Raw genomic sequence first — 19,178 nt, forward strand, 5'->3', positions numbered from 1 at the left:
TGCCCGCTTTTTCTTCTTTGCTGAATGTCTGCAGCGAGCGGGCTTTCAGCAAAGAAACCCACAATCTGCCTGCCTGACCGTATGCGCTTTGGTCCCCTTAACGGGAAACAGCGAGGGGCGGTAGCGTGTCCAGGAACCGACAAAGAGAGAGAGTCATGGAAAATCCAGCCATCCTGCTGCGACGTCTGAACCCTTACTGTGCCCGTGCGATGGAAGGGGCGGCTTCGCTCTGTCAGATCCGCGCCCATGCAGAAATTCTGCCGGAGCACTGGCTGCTGAAGCTGCTGGAGCAGGGCGAAGGCGACCTCACCGTACTGGCGCGCCGTTACGAATGGGATATGGATGCGCTATGGCAGGATTTGCTCGGCTGGCTGGAGAAACAGCCCCGTTCGGTACGTAGCCGCCCGCAACTCTCGGCAAGTATCCAGACACTGCTGCAGGAAGCCTGGCTGCTGGCATCACTGGCCGGGGAAGAACACATCCGCAGCATCCATTTGTTGATGGCGCTGGTTGATAAACCCAAACTGGTTCGTTGTGATGGCCTGTGGCCGCTGCTGACGCTGGGGCAAAGCCAGATGGAACGTCTGCGTCCGCTGCTGGATGCACAATCAGACGAACGTCCGGACGTGCAGCTTGAAGCCGAACTGGCGCAGAGTCACGGCGGCGAGGTGGAATTTGCTGGTCGCCCGGTTGGGGCAGATCTGAAAGAAGGCGAACTCAATCCGGCCTTGCAGAACGCGCTGGACAAATTCACCCTCGATGTCACCGCCAAAGCGAAGGAAGGCAAAATCGATCCGGTGTTTGGCCGTGATACGGAAATTCGCCAGATGGTGGATATTCTCTCGCGTCGTCGTAAGAACAACCCGATCCTGGTCGGTGACCCGGGTGTCGGTAAAACCGCGCTGGTGGAAGGCCTGGCGCTGCGCATTGCCGAAGGGAATGTGCCGACATCGCTCAAACCGGTTATCCTGCGGACCCTCGACCTTGGTCTGTTGCAGGCGGGGGCGGGCGTGAAGGGGGAATTTGAACAGCGTCTTAAAAACGTCATCGATGCCGTACAGCAGTCACCGGTGCCTATTCTGCTGTTTATTGACGAAGCGCACACCATCATCGGGGCCGGTAATCAGGCCGGTGGCGCTGATGCGGCCAACCTGCTGAAACCGGCTCTGGCGCGTGGTGAGTTGCGTACTATTGCCGCCACCACCTGGAGCGAATACAAGCAGTACTTTGAGCGTGATGCGGCACTGGAGCGCCGCTTCCAGATGGTGAAAGTCGATGAGCCGGACGACGACACTGCGTGTCTGATGCTGCGTGGCCTGAAATCCCGCTATGCAGAACACCATAACGTACACATTACCGACGACGCGGTCCGAGCCGCCGTCACGCTGTCGCGTCGCTATCTGACGGGACGTCAGTTGCCGGACAAAGCGGTTGACCTGCTGGACACAGCAGCCGCTCGCGTGCGCATGAGCCTTGATACAGTCCCTGAAGCCATTGTGCGCCTGAAAGCCCGTCTGACGGCGCTGGAATTTGAAGAGCAGGCGCTGCTGGAGGATATTGCGGCCGGTTGCAACCGGCATGGCGATCGTCTGAGTGTTATAGAGCAGCAGCGTACGGAACTGGAAAACCGACTTCAGGAGCAGGAAAGCCGCTTCAGCAAAGAACAAACGCTGGCGCAACAGTTATTAGTCAGTCGTCAGGACATCAGCAATCAGGCTGAAATGCTTGCGCTTCAACAGCAACTGGAGCAGGAACAGCAGGGGGATGTGCTGGTGCAGGTGGATGTCGACACCCGCACGGTCGCCAACGTGATTGCGGACTGGACGGGCGTGCCATTGTCTTCCCTGATGAAAGACGAACAGGCTGAACTGCTGACGCTCGAAAATGAAATCGGCAGCCGCGTCGTAGGACAGGATCTTTCCCTCACTGCCATCGCTCAGCGTCTGCGTGCGGCCAAAACCGGCCTGACGTCTGAGAACGGCCCGCAGGGTGTATTCCTGCTGGTCGGCCCGAGCGGCGTCGGCAAAACTGAGACCGCACTGGCGCTCGCAGATGTGCTGTACGGCGGCGAAAAATCCCTTATTACCATCAACCTGTCGGAATACCAGGAGCCGCACACGGTTTCCCAGCTGAAGGGTTCGCCTCCGGGTTACGTCGGCTACGGGCAGGGCGGTATTCTGACCGAAGCGGTGCGTAAGCGCCCGTACAGCGTGGTGTTGCTCGATGAGGTGGAAAAAGCCCACCGTGATGTGATGAACCTGTTCTATCAGGTTTTCGACCGCGGTTTTATGCGCGACGGCGAAGGGCGTGAAATCGACTTCCGTAACACGGTTATTCTGATGACGTCGAACCTCGGCAGTGACCCTCTGATGCAGTTGCTGGATGAGCTACCGGGTGCGACTGAAAGCGATGTACAGGAACTGCTGCGTCCTGTTCTGCGCGACCACTTCCAGCCTGCCTTGTTGGCGCGTTTCCAGACAGTGATTTACCGACCGCTGAGTGAGATTGCGATGCGCACCATTGTCGAGATGAAACTCGGCCAGGTCAGTCAGCGTCTGAAGCGCCACTATGGCTTGAACACGCATATCGACGAGAATTTGTACGATGCGTTGACCGCTGCTTGCCTGTTGCCGGATACTGGGGCTCGTAATGTCGACAGCCTGCTTAACCAGCAGATTTTACCGGTGCTGAGCCAGCAGTTGCTGACCCACATGGCCGCAAAACAAAAACCGCAGTCATTACGCCTTACCTGGAGTGAAGAAGAGGGGATTGGGCTGGAGTTTGACCGCACACAAGGAGTGAGCGCATGAGCAGTAATCTCCCGATAAGATTCAGCCATAACCACCATCTGCTGTCAGTAAAAGGCTGTGAGTCAGAGCCCGATGTTCTGGCGTTTGAAGGCGATGAAGCCCTGAGCACGCCGTTCCGCTACCGTATTGAATTCACCAGTGCAGACCATGCCATCAGCAAAGAGATGATGCTGATGAAGGCCGGTTCACTGACGCTGCAGGCGCCGGCTGACCAGGGCTACGGTATTAAAATACAGCAGCCGGTGCGCGTCATTCAGGGGGTGGTGAGCGGCTTTGAACGTCTCAGCACCTCTAAAGATGAAACCCATTACGCCCTGACGCTTCAGCCGCGCCTGGCGCTGCTCGAACGTTCTCGCCAGAACGCCATTTACCAGGATATGTCTGTCCCGCAAATTGTGGAAAAAATTCTGCGCGAGCGCCACAACATGCGCGGCCAGGATTTCCTGTTCACACTGACCAGAGAGTACCCGCGCCGGGAACAGGTCATGCAGTACGGTGAGGACGACCTGCACTTTATCACCCGCCTGCTGGGTGAGGTCGGCATCTGGTTCCGCTTCACCACCGACACGCGCCTGAACATCGACGTGGTGGAGTTTTACGACAGCCAGCAGGGGTACGAGAAAGGCCTGACGCTGCCATCGGTCCCGCCATCAGGCCAGCATTCAGAAGGCGTGGACTCGGTGTGGGGAATGGAGAGCCATCACCACGTGGTGCAAAAGCAGGTCAGTACCCGCGACTACAACTACCGCCAGGCCACAGAAGACATGAACACGCAGGTCGATGCGACCCGCGGGGACACCACCACCTACGGTGATGCGTATCACTATGCTGACAACTACCTGACGCCGGGCAGCACATACGACCGCAATCCGTCCCCGGAGACCGGGGCGTTTTATGCCCGCATTCGTCATGAGCGTTACCTGAATGCCCAGACGCAGACTCATGCCATCACCAGCTGCCCGACGCTTTCCCCGGGGCAGGTACTGAAAGTCACCGGCGGTTTTGAAGTGGCAGAGGTGTTCAGTCAGGGTGTGGTGGTGACGGCGATGCACAGCCATGCGCGGCGTGACGAGGACTTCGGCGTCAGGTTTGACGGTATTCCGGACAGCACTGATTTTGGCTTCCGTCCTGAACCTGGCTCACGCCCGGTGATGGCCGGGACCTTACCGGCCCGCGTCACCAGTACCACCGAAAATGACACCTACGGGCATATTGATAAAGACGGTCGCTACCGCGTCAACATGCTGTTTGACCGCGACAACTGGGAGACCGGGTTCGAGAGCCTGTGGGTGCGTCAGTCCCGCCCGTATGCCGGGGACACCTACGGTCTGCACCTGCCGCTGCTGGCGGGCACCGAAGTGGCGATTGGTTTTGAGGACGGCAACCCGGACAGGCCGTACATTTCCGGCGTGCTGCACGACTCGGCTCACGGCGACCACGTCACCATCCGCAACTACAAACGTAACGTCCTGCGCACGCCGGCGAACAACAAAATCCGCCTCGATGATGAGCGCGGCAAAGAGCATATCAAAGTCAGCACGGAGTACGGCGGCAAGAGCCAGCTCAATCTCGGGCACCTTGTCGACAGCGAAAAACAACAGCGCGGTGAAGGTTTTGAGCTCAGAACCGACAGCTGGGGAGCGATACGGGCGCAGAAAGGGATATTTATCAGCGCTGACGGGCAGGCAAAGGCCCAGGGTCAGGTGCTGGAGATGGGGGATGCCCTGAGCCAGCTGCAGCAGGCACTGAACCAGGCCGAAGCTCTGAGTAGTGCAGTTGAAACAGCCAAAGCGGAGCTGGCCGATATTCAGACTCAGAAGACGCTACTGCAGCAAACGCTGACCGATTTGCAACAGTCCGCGTTGTTACTCTCCGCCCCGGAGGGGATCGCCCAGAGCACGCCCAAAAGTGTGCAACTGTCAGCGGGTGAGAATGTCATTAGTACCAGCGGTAAGCACACGGATTTCAGTGCACTGAAAAGATTCACCGTGGCGGCCGGGGAGAGAATAAGCCTGTTTGCCCAGAAACTGGGTATCAAAATTTTTGCCAGCAAGGGTAAGGTGGAGATACAGGCGCAGGGTGATGAGATGACGCTGGATGCGCTGAAGGATATCCGCATCAGCAGCAGCGAGGGGAAGCTGGTCATCAGCGCGAAGCAGGAAATCATTCTCACCAGCGGGGGCGGCTATATCCGCATTGCTGATGGCGTTGTGGAGTGCGCGGCGCCGGACAAAATTATCCAGCGGGCGGCGGTGTGGCAGAAGTTTGGTGGGAAGAGTATGAGCCAGGCAATGCAGAGCTGGGAAAACACTGATTTTGCCATCACGCCTGAAGTGAAGCGGTTATCGGATGACGCACCTGTGGCCGGTCTGAAACTGGGTTTAACGGGCGGGGACGGCACAAAGCAAAGTCTGGCGACCTCTGCTTCAGGGGCCACGACGGTGCAGAATAATGTAAATGTCGATTCTCTGAACGCCTCTTTGCTGGATAAAACATAAGGCGTTTTGTTATTTCGACGCATATCTTCGGGGAAAGCACCGGTTTGATTGCCACGAAGGTCTTTCTGAAGAGTATTTTCCTGAACGGAAAAAGGACGGAATTCATGGCGGAAGAAAATACTACAGGTAATGAGAACAGTCCCTCTATGACCTGCATAAAACCAGAATGGGACGAAAGTGGAAAGGTTTACTGGCCCGGCATACAGAATCAAAAAAAATCAGAGAATGCTAAAGCTGTTTTGCTTCAGCCACCTGTTAAAGCGATACCCGTTATCTTTCTTCCGGGAGTGATGGGAACTAATTTGATGGGGAGTGGCGAAGGAAAGGAAAATGATATCTGGCGAGGCGATAGTTTGGGGGGCGTATTTCTTAAATGGGCACGAAGGGATGGTACTGAACGAAGAGAGCTGCTTAATCCCGACACCACGAAGGTAGATAACCGTGGGGATATTGACCAGACCATCTATTCTCCGTTTTCCAGTGACGAGAAATTATTTTCATCCCGACGGGAGCGGGGTTGGGGGGAGGTTTTATCCTTCAGTTACGGTAAATTTTTAAGTGTTTTACAAGGTGCGTTGTTGGATGACTGGCAGCAGGCTCTTGATAACTACGGTAAACCAACGCCGGAAAAAAAAGGCGTGCTAAGTCGGCTGGTCGGTCAACCTCTGTCTGAGGGGAAATATGCTGAAATTACTGGCGAGTCCGTCCTGACTCAGGAGGAGCTGAACCATTTCCAGAACTTTTTATTCCCGGTTCACGTCTATGGCTATAACTGGCTGCAGGATAACAAAACCTCGGCGGAAGGGCTTGTCGCCTTTATCGACAGGACGATAAAGCTCTATAAAAATCACTGCGGCCACGGCATGCCCTTTCCCCCCGGGCAGGAAAAAGTCATTATCGTCACCCATTCCATGGGTGGGCTGGTGGCGCGCTACGCGTCCCAGGTCTGCGGAGCAAAAGATAAAATTCTGGGGATAGTGCACGGGGTGATCCCAGACCTTGGCTCTCCGGCAGCGTACCGCCGCATGAAGGTTGGCGCAAAACAGGAAGGCATGGCTGGCGCCGTGCTGGGTAATACGGCAGAAGAGCTGATGCCGGTCCTGGCCAGGGCTCCCGCACCGCTTCAGCTCTTACCGTCGTCGAAGTACCTTTCCGGGGCTCCCTGGCTAACCGTGGAAGGGGCTGGTGAAGACGGCTGCGATGTAAAACTGCCGCAGACCCGGGATCCCTTCGGTGAGATTTACTTGAATAAAACCCTCTGGTATCGCCTGTATGAGTCCGACATTATTGATAAGGATGAAGCGGTTAGTCAGAGTAATTGGGTTGAGTACAATGATCTCATCGATAAAAATGTCCAACCATTTATTGAAAGTTTGGATAATCTTTATCATCCGAACACATATGCCTTTTATGGTCATAAAATCGCCTCTGACGGCACCCTGGCGTGGCGGAAAACGGCCATTACCTACCCGAAAAATATGCATGAGAGTGACAGAAAGCTGCCCAACAACTACCGGGAGATCCCCCTGCCTTTTAATCGTTCTCAGATGTATGTTGTCACCTCGTCAAAAACGGCGGGTGATGGCACGGTTCCGGTAGAGTCGTTGAGCGCTATATGCCGTAACAGCGAAATCAAAAGCGTTCTGGCAACCGACGTGGATCACCAGGGAGCCTACGACGTCAGTAACCTGGAAGATATAAAAGACAGACCAGCCCTGCAATTTACCCTCAGGGCCATTGTGACAATGGTTCAGGAGATCCCGATCCCATGAAGACTATTAGGCAGATTACAGCGTTATCTTTTATAGCGGGCAGCATGCTTTTTATTGCCCATACTACGGCATCCGCGCCAGTGCAGAAGGACAGTCCAGTGATAAATACTTTGTTTGCGCAAACCAAACCGCAGTGTATCGGGCGCTATGTGATTGACGTTCCCGAGTCGTTTAACAATCAGCTTTACGATATGATTTTTATCGATGATTTTAAAATTGAAAGCAAACCGCTCTATCCACCTGCATTTAAACAACGGGTACAGTTAAGAGAGCAGGCGTTGCGCGATGCCATTAATAAACCGGGTAACAGACCTGAAAATGCTCCTTTTTTAAAAGAGGTGGTTCTTCTTCCTGACGGCAAAGGTGCTATTTTCGATCATAATGAGTCGGGTACTCCGGATATATACAGACAACTGGAAGCTCATGTTTATTCTGGCATGACAGCCTTTGTGATTACTACGGACATTCGTGATTTTTCAGACAAGAAGCACAGCGAAAAAAAAATAAAATATCTAGCCAGAGGGTTTACTGAGGCCGATGCAAATACTAAGCCAGCCAAACTGGCGGCCATGCAGTCGCTGATATCACGGCTTAGCGGCAGGAAAGATGAAGATATACCGTCGGCTAAAGGCGTGTGTATTCCGAATGGATTTATCCGGGATGATGGAGGAAAGCATCTTGAAAAAATTACATTTAGTTATGAAAATGATGATTTCATCCTGGGTGTGTATACAAATAATAAATATTCTGGCTCAGAAGACACTCTGTTTAATCGCAGTGCGCAAATTAATGAGGCGCTTAAAACATCAAATCAGTACACCATAAAGAAAGTCGCTCTATCACCGAACGGCATTCCGGCAGAGTCATGGTTGTTTGGTGGTACCCAAACCATCAGGAATCCGACGACGGGGAAGGATGAAAAAAATACATTTTATGATTTTGATTTTAAAGCCAATGAGCGTGATGCTACAGCAGAGAAGCCTAGGTTTGGTATTGGACTCACCAGTGAGTATAAAAAAACGCGCTACAACGAAGCAGAGATGGTTGAAATCTGGGACCGGCTGGTGAATTCCCTGCGCTATAAATGACAGATAAAGATGGAGGTCTGGTTTTGCTCTTCGTCACTTCCGGGGAGCAAGCCAGACGCACTGAAAAGGAATTATCCCCATGCAATACCTTCGTGAACTGTTTGCCTTAGCGCTTGTGGCTGCCGGGATGCTTTTTATTGCCCATGCTACGGCATCCACGCCAGTGCAGAAGGACAGTCCAGTGATAAATACTTTGTTTGCGCAAACCAAACCGCAGTGTATCGGGCGCTATGTGATTGACGTTCCCGAGTCGTTCAACAATCAGCTGCACGATATGATTTTTATCGATGACTTTAAAATAGAAAGCAAACCGCTCTATCCACCTGCATTTAAACAACGGGTACAGTTAAGAGAGCAGGCGCTGCGCGATGCTATCAATAACCCAGAAAACGATCCGAAAGATGCCCCTTTTATAAAAGAGATCATTACTCTCACTGAAGGTAAAGGGGTGATTTTTGATAGCAATCGACCCGGCTCGGATGATCTCTACCGAAGACTCGAAGCGCATGTATACGTAAATGGTATCGCTTTTATTATAACAACAGACATTCGTGATTTTTCTGCCCCGAAATATAAAGAAAGGAAAGCTGAGTATCTTAAAACTACAACAGAAGATCAAACAAATACCAAACCAGCCAAACTGGCGGCTCTGCAGTCGCTGATATCACGGCTTAGCGGCAGGAAAGATGAAGATATACCGTCGGCTAAAGGCGTGTGTATTCCGAATGGATTTATCCGGGATGATGGAGGAAAGCATCTTGAAAAAATTACATTTAGTTATGAAAATGATGATTTCATCCTGGGTGTGTATACAAATAATAAATATTCTGGCTCAGAAGACACTCTGTTTAATCGCAGTGCGCAAATTAATGAGGCGCTTAAAACATCAAATCAGTACACCATAAAGAAAGTCGCTCTATCACCGAACGGCATTCCGGCAGAGTCATGGTTGTTTGGTGGTACCCAAATCATCAGGAATCCGACGACGGGGAAGGATGAAAAAAATACATTTTATGATTTTGATTTTAAAGCCAATGAGCGTGATGCTACAGCAGAGAAGCCTAGGTTTGGTATTGGACTCACCAGTGAGTATAAAAAAACGCGCTACAACGAAGCAGAGATGATTGAAATCTGGGACCGGCTGGTGAATTCCCTGCGCTATAAATGACAGATAAAGATGGAGGTCTGGTTTTGCTCTTCGTCACTTCCGGGGAGCAAGCCAGACGCACTGAAAAGGAATTATCCCCATGCAATACCTTCGTGAACTGTTTGCCTTAGCGCTTGTGGCTGCCGGGATGCTTTTTATTGCCCATGCTACGGCATCCACGCCAGTGCAGAAGGACAGTCCAGTGATAAATACTTTGTTTGCGCAAACCAAACCGCAGTGTATCGGGCGCTATGTGATTGACGTTCCCGAGTCGTTCAACAATCAGCTGCACGATATGATTTTTATCGATGACTTTAAAATAGAAAGCAAACCGCTCTATCCACCTGCATTTAAACAACGGGTACAGTTAAGAGAGCAGGCGTTGCGCGATGCCATTAATAAACCGGGTAACAGACCTGAAAATGCTCCTTTTTTAAAAGAGGTGGTTCTTCTTCCTGACGGCAAAGGTGCTATTTTCGATCATAATGAGTCGGGTACTCCGGATATATACAGACAACTGGAAGCTCATGTTTATTCTGGCATGACAGCCTTTGTGATTACTACGGACATTCGTGATTTTTCAGACAAGAAGCACAGCGAAAAAAAAATAAAATATCTAGCCAGAGGGTTTACTGAGGCCGATGCAAATACTAAGCCAGCCAAACTGGCGGCCATGCAATCCCTCATATCACGACTTAGTGGCAGGAGAGATGAGGATATTCCGTCGGCTAAAGGCGTGTGTATTCCGAATGGATTTATCCGGGATGATGGAGGAAAGCATAAAGAAAGTCTCACATTCCGGTATGAAAATAATGATTTTGTTTTTGGCGTCGATATAGATAATACAATCAAAGGTTCAGACGACACGTTGTTTAACCGCAGTGCGCAAATTAATGAAGCGCTTAAAACATCAAATCAGTACACCATTAAGAAAGTTGCGCTATCACCGAACGGAATTCCGGCAGAGTCATGGCTGTTTGGCGGTACCCAAAACATCAGAAATCCGGCGACGGGGAAAGATGAAAAGAACACATTCTATAATTTTATGCTTTATGCTAATGAACGTGATGCCACACCTGATAAACCGAATCTTAATATTGGGTTCGGCAGTGAGTATAAAAAAACGCGCTACAACGAAGCACAGATGGTTGAAATCTGGGACCGGCTGGTGAATTCCCTGCGCTATAAGTAGCCGCTAGTGAAATTAGTAGTGCTTTCCTTGTACTTCCGCAATATTTGAAAATAGAGGATAGATAATGAGCGTCGGCTATTTTTTAAGAGTTGGTGATCGTACCACCTGCGGTGGGAAGATCCTTACCGGTGATCCAGCGTTTCAATGGTACGGCATTTCTGCTGCCAGAGAAGGAGATATGGTTAACTGCGGTAAGCACCCGGGAACTTTCAAAATCTTAGGTGGCGCCGCAGATACATTCGATGGAGGTCAGGTTCTGGCGGGGTCACTTGACAGCTTTAGTTCCTGCCCGTGTCACGCAAAATTTATACCCGGTATTCCGGATAGTTACTCTAAGGGAGATGCAGGAGGCCTTGAAAAAGTTATCTCCGCTGTAAAAGAGGCTAAATCTGTAATGGATAATTTATGGATTAGCTTTGCTTTGCCAAAAACAGAGAATTATTCAGGCCTTAATTATCGTTTAACAATGGATGATGGCAGCGTGCATAAAGGGATGTTCGATGATAATAATAAAGTATACATCCCTTCTGTTTCTGCCAGGTCCTGCATTTCCGTTGAAATTGAAAATCCTGATGATGATAAAAACGTTGGTGAAAGTATGACCAGTCAGCTATTAAAAAACATAATGGGGTGATTAATGGATTATATGATCATTAAAGGTCTGTATAAATCCGGGCAGGAGCATGAGTTAGAATCGCCTGTGTTGGATAATGCAATTGCGGGTCTTGAGGGAACAGCTATTAAGTTTTCTACTGATGCTATCAACGATGCCAATGTCAGAGCCAGTTACACATCAAATATCAAAAGAGTTACATCAGAAGTTAAGGAAATGGTTAAAGCCAGGAAAATAACGGTAAAAGAGGCTTCTGAATTTTGCTATGAGATGAGAAATAAAATTATGGAGGAACATCGAAAATACACCTCATCAACAGGCTTGTCGTTTGCAGAAAAACATAAGAAAACTCCTCCCAAATTAGATGAATTGTACGATAAGTATGCTTTTAAAAAATTCAATAGCTCTTTCAGGGAGTTAACAGCGCAACAGAAAAATTCTATTCACTACGAAATTATCGAATCATCCGCACGAGACAATCCAAAGTTCACAGCATCCAACAAAAGACTAAAAGTCATGGGAAAGGTTGGTGTTTTAATTACCGCGTCACTGGCAACCTATGAAATATTAAATGCGGAAAACAAACCGAAAGAATCGATAAAACAGGGGGTTCAAATTGGTGGTGGTGTCGCTGGTGGGTGGCTAGCAGGGCTCGCTGTAGCGCCACTTTGCGGCCCGGGTGCTCCGGTCTGTGCAATTGCATTAGTATTGTTAGGCAGTGCTGCAGGCGGTATAGTCGGTTCGGTAGTCGCTGATAGTCTGGATGAGGAAATTGAGGAGTTTACAACGTGGAAGATAAACTAGTTTACTTCGATTTGTGTGGAGCACTATCAGATATATTTGTAGATAACGAAGTTGATTTTAAATACATTTCCTCAATAGCAAAAAAATTTCCTGTTGCTATAGTTGAAGAAATCTTGTTTGAATGGGTTGCCCCTGTTTGTTACACCAATCTCCTGACCCCGGCACCTTCTGTATGGAGTGGGTTTGATAAAAAAGCTTTATGGATTGATATTTGCGACTATAGAAATAAAAAAGGCTTTGCCGCAAAATGCAAGCATAAGTTGCTCGTATCTATTCTCAAAATAACTTACAGGAAAGAATGGCTGACTCTGAAAAATGAGATGCTACAGCGTTAGCCCTGGAATAATGCATGCTTAATAGTTTATTTGGTTTTTTAATGAATAGAGTGGTATTAAGTTAATCTGGAGCGTTGCACATAATTCTTTTTACTTCTCCCTTGAGTCTTAAATAAAACACACAAATATCGAGTTTTACTATGGCATGGCCTATACCGGATATTCCTGATAAAAAATCTCTTCCACCACCAAAATACTGGTTCTGGATAATGGTATTAGTACTGATGTTAATAGCAGGAACTATTTCCAGCTTGTGGTTCCAGAATAAGGCAACTTACGCTGAAGTTTTATTCTACGGAGCCATGCCCGCATTGCTGGTTTGGTTATGTTTATATGGGGTAATGCTTAATCGTTATGAACAGTCTATCGTAGCCAGCCAGGCCTGGGATTTCGAAACAGAGCGAACCAAAGCCGAATGGCGAAGCTGGAGTCGGCAACAGCTTGCCGTGGTTGGCAATGTGTTATTTTCTCCGGAAGAAAAAGGGATGGAGACTCTATTGGGTGAGTTGGACAAAGTCCCGGCGTTTCCTAAAAAAGCTCGTCCATTATTCAACTCCCCGCATAGTTTTCCAACTTTAATGAAAGAAACAGACCGAAAACTGGAACAGCAGTATCCGGGCTATCGTCATTTTCTCCACTCTATTTATGTTTTTCAGCCGTCAGACAGAGCTGATAAAGATCGCGATGAGTTGATTTTTCAACAATGGGATCTCATACCCAATTCAATCCATTCCATGAAAATCGTAGATTCTTTCTATGATGCAAAGATCTCTGATGGGCTGATATTAATGCTTTGTCTTCAGGATTGGCCTCCTCGAAGCACCGGGCCGTCCAGTGAGTTTATTTCTGCTCAGCTTATCACCTCGCCCACTTTTGCTCGTCAGTATTCATTACCTGTCATCGCTGGCATAACGCGTTTGATGCCAATGGAGGCCGGGAAACTTGTTAACGAGTTAGACATGTTATTTGAATATGTTCAGCCTGATAAGCAGCATCTGGAATACGTTTGGCTAATGGGTGCTGCTGAAAAAACTGCCCCAGAAATAATGCAATATGCAACTCTCCACCAGTGGCCGCTGCCGGAAAAAAGGCCTCTGCATTCTATCGATCTCTCCTTTGGACCTCCTGGAGAGATGGCCTTGCCACTTTCCTTAGCCATGATGGCGGAAGCCGCCAGCAAAACGGGTAAGGAACAGCTGTTGGTGAATCAGACATCGCAGCAAACAGGGACACTTTGCTTGATTACGAGGGAGCTTTACGCATGACCGAACAAAAAATGATTCCAAATGCACGCTATGGCTCATGGGGATACTTCCTTCTGATTGTCGGTCTGGCAGGGATAAGCGCTTTTCTGCTTTTTATCAATCAGGGGAGTTTGAACAACCTCGGGATTTCAACTCAAAAAATCTGGACGATCTGGGGAGCTGTGTTTGCCGTCTTGCTCTTTGGCCTGATTGGTTCACCTGTGTGGTGGCGATGGAAACAGAGAAGAAATCAGGTGGTCTATAAGCCGCAGGTGTCAGGGGAGAAGATCGGGCCGCGCCCAGTTGAGGGCAGCGATGCGAGTCAGTTTTTATCCAGTCTTAAAAATCATCTCCGAACCCGCTACAGCCTTTTCTGGCGCCGTAAAGTTCGCCTCCTCTTGATCACCGGCGACGAAACCGCTATCGAACAACTGCTCCCCGGCCTGCAAAGCCAGCAGTGGCTTGAAGGCAACCGCACTGTTCTGATTTACGGCGGCAGTCTGACTGCTGAGCCCGCTAAGGAAAAATACGCTGCGCTGCGCAAACTGCGTCGTGGTCGCCCGCTGGATGGGATTGTCCGGGTCATTGCGGAAGGGCAGACGCTTACGCCGCAAATCAGCGACAGCGACCTGCGGGGGCTGGAAAAAATCAGTGAACTGTTACGCTATTGCGCACCGGTCTGGCTGTGGAAACTGTGCGACAGCGACTGGTCGCAGACGAAGCGCCCTGAGCAGGCTGTCGGGGCAAGCTTCCCGCTGCGTGCCAAAGAAGAGGATATTACCCGCCAGCTTGAGGGGATGCTGCCGGAGTTGCGGGCGCAGGGTGTCAGTCAGGTCATTGAGAATAACCGTCACGACTTTCTGTTACGTCTGGGTCAGCACCTGAAAGAGGGCGGTATCAGCCGCTGGGCTCAGCAACTGGTGCCATGGTTGTCAGCCTCCCAGCAACGTATTCCGCTGCGTGGCCTGATGTTCAGCCTGACGGGAAGTCCATCGCCTGAAAACGTCGTTGCTTACGCTGATGTTGAGAATAATATCCCTGGATCGCGGCGTCATGCTCTGACCCTGCCGGTGACCTGGGATGGCGTCGTTGGCGACTGTACCCGCGTGCGCGGCCGCCGTGTCGGGCTGCCCTGGGAGCAGACGCTCGCCTGGACGCTGATGACCATCATCGGTGTCTGGATGGTGGGGCTGATACTCTCCTTTGCCATGAACTATGGACAGATTTCATCTGTTGCGGGAAAAGCCCGCAACCTGGTGGAACATCCTTCCGTTTCTGATTTTCAGCTGACGGCATTACATGAACTGCGAAACGACGCGGGTCGTCTGCAACACCATGTTCAGGAGGGGGCCCCCTGGTATCAGCGCTTTGGTCTTGACCATAATCAGCAGCTACTTAATGCGATGCTCCCGTGGTATGGCGTCGCGAACAATCACCTGATCCGTGATCCGGCGAATATCTCCCTGATGCAGACGCTCACCGTGCTGGCAAATTCCGTCCCCAACAGTGACAGGCGTGCGCAACTGGCGAAACCGGGCTATGACCAGCTTAAAGCCTGGCTGATGATGGCCCGTCCTGATAAAGCCGACGGCGAGTTTTACGCGCAGACCATGAAAACCGTACAGCCGACGCACAGGGGCATTTCAACGGGCCTGTGGCAGAGCCTTTCGCCAGACCTGTGGGCGTTCTACATTTCCGAACTGCCCAATCAGCCACAGTGGAAAATCACACCGGATGCTTCTCTGGTCAGTCAGAGCCGTCAGGTGCTGTTGCAGCAGATTGGCCGACGCAATGCAGAAGGGACGCTGTATGAAAATATGCTCAAATCGGTACGGCGCAACTTTGCGGATGTCTCACTGGAAGACATGACCAATGGTACCGATGCCCGACGTCTGTTTACCACCGATGAGGTGGTTCCAGGGATGTTCACTCGTCAGGCATGGGAAGGCGGTATTGAGCAGGCCATTGAGAATGCGGCCAACACTCGCCGGGATGAAATAGACTGGGTGCTGAGTGACAACCACAAGGCAGTGTCTGCGGAGCTATCCCCGGAAGCGCTGAAAGCGCGTCTGACCCAGCGCTATTTCATTGATTTTGCCGGAAGCTGGCTCAACTTCCTCAACAGCCTGCGACTTAACCCGGCGCACAACATCGCCGATGTGACCGACCAGCTGACGCTGATGAGCGATGTGCGTCAGTCGCCGCTGATTGCCCTGATGAACACCATCGCCTGGCAGGGACAGGCCGGGCAACAGACGGAGGGCCTTTCTGACTCCATTATTAAGTCGGCGAAAGACCTGGTCGCCGGGAAGGATAAACCGGTGATTGACCAGTCGGCCACAGGCCCGCAGGGACCGCTGGATGACACCTTCGGACCTTTACTGACACTGATGGGAAAAAACAAAGCCAGCAATGTGATGTCTGCTGACAACACGCTGAGCCTGCAAACTTATCTGACCCGTATTACACGTGTACGTTTGCGTCTACAGCAGGTGGCGAGTGCCTCCGATCCGCAGGAGATGATGCAGACGCTTGCGCAGACGGTTTTCCAGGGCAAGAGTGTGGACCTGACCGACACGCAACAGTACGGCAGCCTGGTGGCGGCAAGCCTCGGGGAGGAGTGGAGTGGTTTCGGCAACACGATGTTTGTTCAGCCGCTGACTCAGGCCTGGGAGACGGTGTTGCAACCGTCAGCCGCCAGTCTGAATGACCGCTGGAACCGCTCGGTGGTGGCGAACTGGCACACGGCCTTTGAGGGGCGTTTCCCGTTTGCGGCGAGCAAGAGTGACGCTTCTCTGCCGATGCTGGCCGAGTTTATCCGTAAAGACAGTGGTCGTATCGACCGGTTCCTGACCACCGAGCTCAATGGCGTACTGCACAAAGAGGGGAGTCAGTGGGTACCGGACAATGCACACAGCCAGGGGCTGATTTTTAATCCGGCTTTTCTGCGGGCGGTGAATCAACTGAGTCAACTGTCGGACATTCTGTTTACTGACGGCAGCCAGGGGATAAGTTTTGAGCTACAGGCCCGCCCGGCAGCGCAGGTGGTGGAAACCCAGTTAACGATTGACGGACAGAAGCTGCATTACTTTAACCAGATGGCCGACTGGCAGTCTTTCCGCTGGCCGGGCGAAACCTGGAAGCCGGGAACGATGCTGACCTGGACGTCGACCAGCGCCGGTGCGCGGCTGTTCGGGGATTACGGCGGCACCTGGGGCTTTATTCGCTGGCTGGAGCAGGGTAAACGCCAGCAGCTTGATCGCAGCCAGTGGATGCTGAGCTTTACCGCGCCAGACGGAAGAACGCTGCAGTGGGTGCTGCGCTCACAACTCGGAAACGGACCGCTGGCACTGCTGACGTTGCGTAACTTCAGTCTGCCAGAGCAGATATTCAGTGTGGACAGCCATAATATGGATGAAGAAGAATGACGATACTGCACAATCAACAGCCCCGGCAGTTGCTGACCCACATGGCCGCAAAACAAAAACCGCAGTCATTACGCCTTACCTGGAGTGAAGAAGAGGGGATTGGGCTGGAGTTTGACCGCACACAAGGAGTGAGCGCATGAGCAGTAATCTCCCGATAAGATTCAGCCATAACCACCATCTGCTGTCAGTAAAAGGCTGTGAGTCAGAGCCCGATGTTCTGGCGTTTGAAGGCGATGAAGCCCTGAGCACGCCGTTCCGCTACCGTATTGAATTCACCAGTGCAGACCATGCCATCAGCAAAGAGATGATGCTGATGAAGGCCGGTTCACTGACGCTGCAGGCGCCGGCTGACCAGGGCTACGGTATTAAAATACAGCAGCCGGTGCGCGTCATTCAGGGGGGGGCGGCGATGCACAGCCATGCGCGGCGAGACGAGGACTTCGGCGTCAGGTTTGACGGTATCCCGGACAGGCCGTACATTTCCGGTGTGCTGTATGACTCGGCTCACGGCGACCACGTCACAGAGCTTTCTTTTGACGTTTCTCAGGTACCACAGGAAGTTATGCAATGTGATCGTAAACTCGAACCGAAAAAGCAGTAGGAAGGAGTATCAAATGAACAACAAAACGTCTCCTACACGAAAGGTCGAGGTCTATACCATGCAGCCGATGAGTTATTCTTAAAGCATAATTACAGTATGGGTGTGGCATATTTTGTCTCTGCTATTGGAGGAGGTATTCTCTGGGTTACGGCGATAGGATGGCTGACTTTGGGTCCTCTGGGGATAATTGTGTGCCTGGCTCTTGTCTTTGGAGCGGCGATCTTCTTGGCATCAAAAGAGAAGGATGAGATACAAAAGTGGCTGGCGGCCATGTGGTGGCGTCAAATCCCGGTTGATGATAAAGACATTCCAGAAATCATGTCGGAGACAGCAGAAATGGATTCCTTTAATAAACTGATGCAACAGGGAGGTGCTGCAGCATGATGAATTATACGGGGCTGTACACAACCCATAAATTGAACCGCCCCTTAACGGATCAAGAAAAAAATGGCCGTTTTTATCAGGGAAAACGACGCAGAGTCAATACCATCAATGACGAAGCCTCTGTTATCAGGATGAACTCAACCAATCTGGAAACCGTCTGTAAATATTATTCTGGGACTGGTGTGTCTAGCTCATTGATATTTGTTTTGTCATTTTCAATTTTTGTTATGGTCGCGTATGGTTTTGGATATGCAACTATTGAAACCGTATATGGCAATAGGAATTTTCCATTGATAGGAGGTTTTATTGCGTTAGCATTCACAGCTGCGATCGAATTTTTTTTAATCCGTTTGTTAATTAAGGAATGGTTCAGGAAAACTCATTACCCGATTCGATTTAACCGAAGAAATCAGATGGTATATGTCTATAAAGTCAGCGGAGAAATACTCAGTGTACCCTGGAAGGATATTTTATTTACCCCGGCTAAGTCTCTGGGAAGAACCAGCGAATGGGGTATCGACGGACATATTCTTGCAGAAGATGGGGAAACGGTGATTGACACCTTTAGCCTGGCGGTTTCTTTAACGGCAGGCAAAAAGTTGCTGGGTGAGTACTGGGAGTTTATCCGTTGCTATATGGAAGAAGATTGCGTACAGGAGCTTTCAGAGCTTGTCACGCTATGCCCTCCGGTAGAAAAAAAGAAGGAAGGGTATATTTTCGGGTTGCAGTATCTGATGAAAATGAACTCCCGTCTGGAATGGATCTTTCTGCCGGTGATGTTTCCACTGGATCTCCTCGCCAGCTTTTCTCGCTATATCGCCATGCGCACCAGTAAAATACCGCAGTGGCCTCAGGAGGTGCTGGATGCCTGCCAGCCTGAGCACGATGACCCCATTGATGTCAGCGCAGCGAACAACCCGAAACACCTGTGGCGCTATGTGCTGGCTAATGAAAAACGGGATGTCTATGAAGCACGCTATGCCCGCCAAAAGATGGCCTATGAGTGTATAAAAGCAAAGCTGGATTTACGCTACAGTAAATAGGATAAAGTTTTCCTGAATAATACAGGTAGGTGTGTGATATGGATTATGATGGATTAATGATAAATTATATTAAGTATCGTTTTCCTGATATTGAACTCGTAGATGATGAGCGGAAGCATCAACTACTTCAGAATGAAGAAATAGACCTTTAGGGGCGGCGAGTAATGGATGATGCTGCTGTTGTTCATCTAAGTTATAATTATGCTGAAATTGTCGATA

14 protein-coding genes and 1 pseudogene are annotated in these 19,178 nt (G+C 50.6%); all 15 read left to right on the forward strand.

Annotated features, from left to right (window positions below; all coding sequences use genetic code 11):
* Positions 1 to 155 precede the first annotated feature (155 nt).
* Positions 156 to 2,810: a type VI secretion system ATPase TssH gene (gene tssH, locus LG384_RS08185; protein WP_200012011.1), complete on the forward strand. Its 2,655-nt coding sequence runs from the start codon at positions 156 to 158 to the stop codon at positions 2,808 to 2,810.
* Positions 2,807 to 5,308 carry a type VI secretion system Vgr family protein gene (locus LG384_RS08190; protein WP_225760731.1) on the forward strand — a complete coding sequence of 834 codons (2,502 nt, stop codon included), beginning with the start codon at positions 2,807 to 2,809 and terminating at the stop codon, positions 5,306 to 5,308. Before tssH ends, LG384_RS08190 begins: the two co-directional genes overlap by 4 nt.
* 104 nt (positions 5,309 to 5,412) lie before the next feature.
* Positions 5,413 to 7,080 carry a GPI inositol-deacylase gene (locus tag LG384_RS08195; protein ID WP_225760732.1) on the forward strand — a complete coding sequence of 556 codons (1,668 nt, stop codon included), beginning with the start codon at positions 5,413 to 5,415 and terminating at the stop codon, positions 7,078 to 7,080.
* Positions 7,077 to 8,168: a T6SS immunity protein Tli4 family protein gene (locus LG384_RS08200; RefSeq protein WP_225760733.1), complete on the forward strand. Its 1,092-nt coding sequence runs from the start codon at positions 7,077 to 7,079 to the stop codon at positions 8,166 to 8,168. Before LG384_RS08195 ends, LG384_RS08200 begins: the two co-directional genes overlap by 4 nt.
* A gap of 79 nt (positions 8,169 to 8,247) precedes the next feature.
* On the forward strand, positions 8,248 to 9,336 hold the full coding sequence (locus LG384_RS08205; RefSeq protein ID WP_225760734.1) for a T6SS immunity protein Tli4 family protein: 1,089 nt from the start codon (positions 8,248 to 8,250) through the stop codon (positions 9,334 to 9,336).
* Positions 9,337 to 9,415: 79 nt separating this feature from the next.
* A complete protein-coding gene (locus tag LG384_RS08210) occupies positions 9,416 to 10,507 on the forward strand; it encodes a T6SS immunity protein Tli4 family protein (RefSeq protein ID WP_225760735.1) in 1,092 nt (363 codons plus the stop codon).
* Positions 10,508 to 10,571: 64 nt separating this feature from the next.
* The gene (locus LG384_RS08215) at positions 10,572 to 11,141 is read left to right on the forward strand and encodes a PAAR domain-containing protein (RefSeq protein WP_225760736.1); all 570 of its coding nucleotides are present in this window, start codon (positions 10,572 to 10,574) and stop codon (positions 11,139 to 11,141) included.
* Positions 11,142 to 11,144: 3 nt separating this feature from the next.
* On the forward strand, positions 11,145 to 11,924 hold the full coding sequence (locus LG384_RS08220; RefSeq protein WP_225760737.1) for a hypothetical protein: 780 nt from the start codon (positions 11,145 to 11,147) through the stop codon (positions 11,922 to 11,924).
* Positions 11,909 to 12,259 (forward strand): hypothetical protein, encoded by a 351-nt coding sequence (locus LG384_RS08225; protein WP_225760738.1) that lies wholly within the window; start codon positions 11,909 to 11,911, stop codon positions 12,257 to 12,259. Before LG384_RS08220 ends, LG384_RS08225 begins: the two co-directional genes overlap by 16 nt.
* Positions 12,260 to 12,399: 140 nt before the next feature.
* Positions 12,400 to 13,524, forward strand: coding sequence for a hypothetical protein (locus LG384_RS08230; protein ID WP_225760739.1), 1,125 nt, complete (start codon positions 12,400 to 12,402; stop codon positions 13,522 to 13,524).
* Positions 13,521 to 16,931, forward strand: a complete 3,411-nt coding sequence (locus LG384_RS08235; protein ID WP_225760740.1) for an ImcF-related family protein — start codon at positions 13,521 to 13,523, stop codon at positions 16,929 to 16,931. The genes LG384_RS08230 and LG384_RS08235 overlap by 4 nt, the downstream gene beginning before the upstream one ends.
* Positions 16,928 to 17,071 (forward strand): hypothetical protein, encoded by a 144-nt coding sequence (locus tag LG384_RS08240; RefSeq protein WP_200012095.1) that lies wholly within the window; start codon positions 16,928 to 16,930, stop codon positions 17,069 to 17,071. The genes LG384_RS08235 and LG384_RS08240 overlap by 4 nt, the downstream gene beginning before the upstream one ends.
* Positions 17,068 to 17,331 (forward strand): annotated as a pseudogene (locus tag LG384_RS08245) (type VI secretion system tip protein VgrG); the annotation flags it as partial. The gene LG384_RS08240 and the pseudogene LG384_RS08245, both read left to right, overlap by 4 nt.
* A 297-nt stretch (positions 17,332 to 17,628) precedes the next feature.
* Positions 17,629 to 17,916 (forward strand): hypothetical protein, encoded by a 288-nt coding sequence (locus LG384_RS08250; RefSeq protein ID WP_200011976.1) that lies wholly within the window; start codon positions 17,629 to 17,631, stop codon positions 17,914 to 17,916.
* A complete protein-coding gene (locus LG384_RS08255) occupies positions 17,913 to 18,959 on the forward strand; it encodes a DUF6708 domain-containing protein (RefSeq protein WP_225760741.1) in 1,047 nt (348 codons plus the stop codon). Before LG384_RS08250 ends, LG384_RS08255 begins: the two co-directional genes overlap by 4 nt.
* Positions 18,960 to 19,178 lie beyond the last annotated feature (219 nt).

Origin of the sequence: Citrobacter sp. Marseille-Q3906, from assembly GCF_916618775.1 — a bacterium.
Classification (GTDB): domain Bacteria; phylum Pseudomonadota; class Gammaproteobacteria; order Enterobacterales; family Enterobacteriaceae; genus Citrobacter; species Citrobacter murliniae.

What these genes read in the sequence shown, in the direction of transcription:
- tssH (WP_200012011.1), top strand. Translation starts at nt 156, where the DNA reads ATGGAAAATCCAGCCATCCTGCTGCGACGTCTGAACCCTTACTGTGCC.
- LG384_RS08190 (WP_225760731.1), top strand. Translation starts at nt 2,807, where the DNA reads ATGAGCAGTAATCTCCCGATAAGATTCAGCCATAACCACCATCTGCTG.
- LG384_RS08195 (WP_225760732.1), top strand. Translation starts at nt 5,413, where the DNA reads ATGGCGGAAGAAAATACTACAGGTAATGAGAACAGTCCCTCTATGACC.
- LG384_RS08200 (WP_225760733.1), top strand. Translation starts at nt 7,077, where the DNA reads ATGAAGACTATTAGGCAGATTACAGCGTTATCTTTTATAGCGGGCAGC.
- LG384_RS08205 (WP_225760734.1), top strand. Translation starts at nt 8,248, where the DNA reads ATGCAATACCTTCGTGAACTGTTTGCCTTAGCGCTTGTGGCTGCCGGG.
- LG384_RS08210 (WP_225760735.1), top strand. Translation starts at nt 9,416, where the DNA reads ATGCAATACCTTCGTGAACTGTTTGCCTTAGCGCTTGTGGCTGCCGGG.
- LG384_RS08215 (WP_225760736.1), top strand. Translation starts at nt 10,572, where the DNA reads ATGAGCGTCGGCTATTTTTTAAGAGTTGGTGATCGTACCACCTGCGGT.
- LG384_RS08220 (WP_225760737.1), top strand. Translation starts at nt 11,145, where the DNA reads ATGGATTATATGATCATTAAAGGTCTGTATAAATCCGGGCAGGAGCAT.
- LG384_RS08230 (WP_225760739.1), top strand. Translation starts at nt 12,400, where the DNA reads ATGGCATGGCCTATACCGGATATTCCTGATAAAAAATCTCTTCCACCA.
- LG384_RS08235 (WP_225760740.1), top strand. Translation starts at nt 13,521, where the DNA reads ATGACCGAACAAAAAATGATTCCAAATGCACGCTATGGCTCATGGGGA.
- LG384_RS08240 (WP_200012095.1), top strand. Translation starts at nt 16,928, where the DNA reads ATGACGATACTGCACAATCAACAGCCCCGGCAGTTGCTGACCCACATG.
- LG384_RS08250 (WP_200011976.1), top strand. Translation starts at nt 17,629, where the DNA reads ATGGGTGTGGCATATTTTGTCTCTGCTATTGGAGGAGGTATTCTCTGG.
- LG384_RS08255 (WP_225760741.1), top strand. Translation starts at nt 17,913, where the DNA reads ATGATGAATTATACGGGGCTGTACACAACCCATAAATTGAACCGCCCC.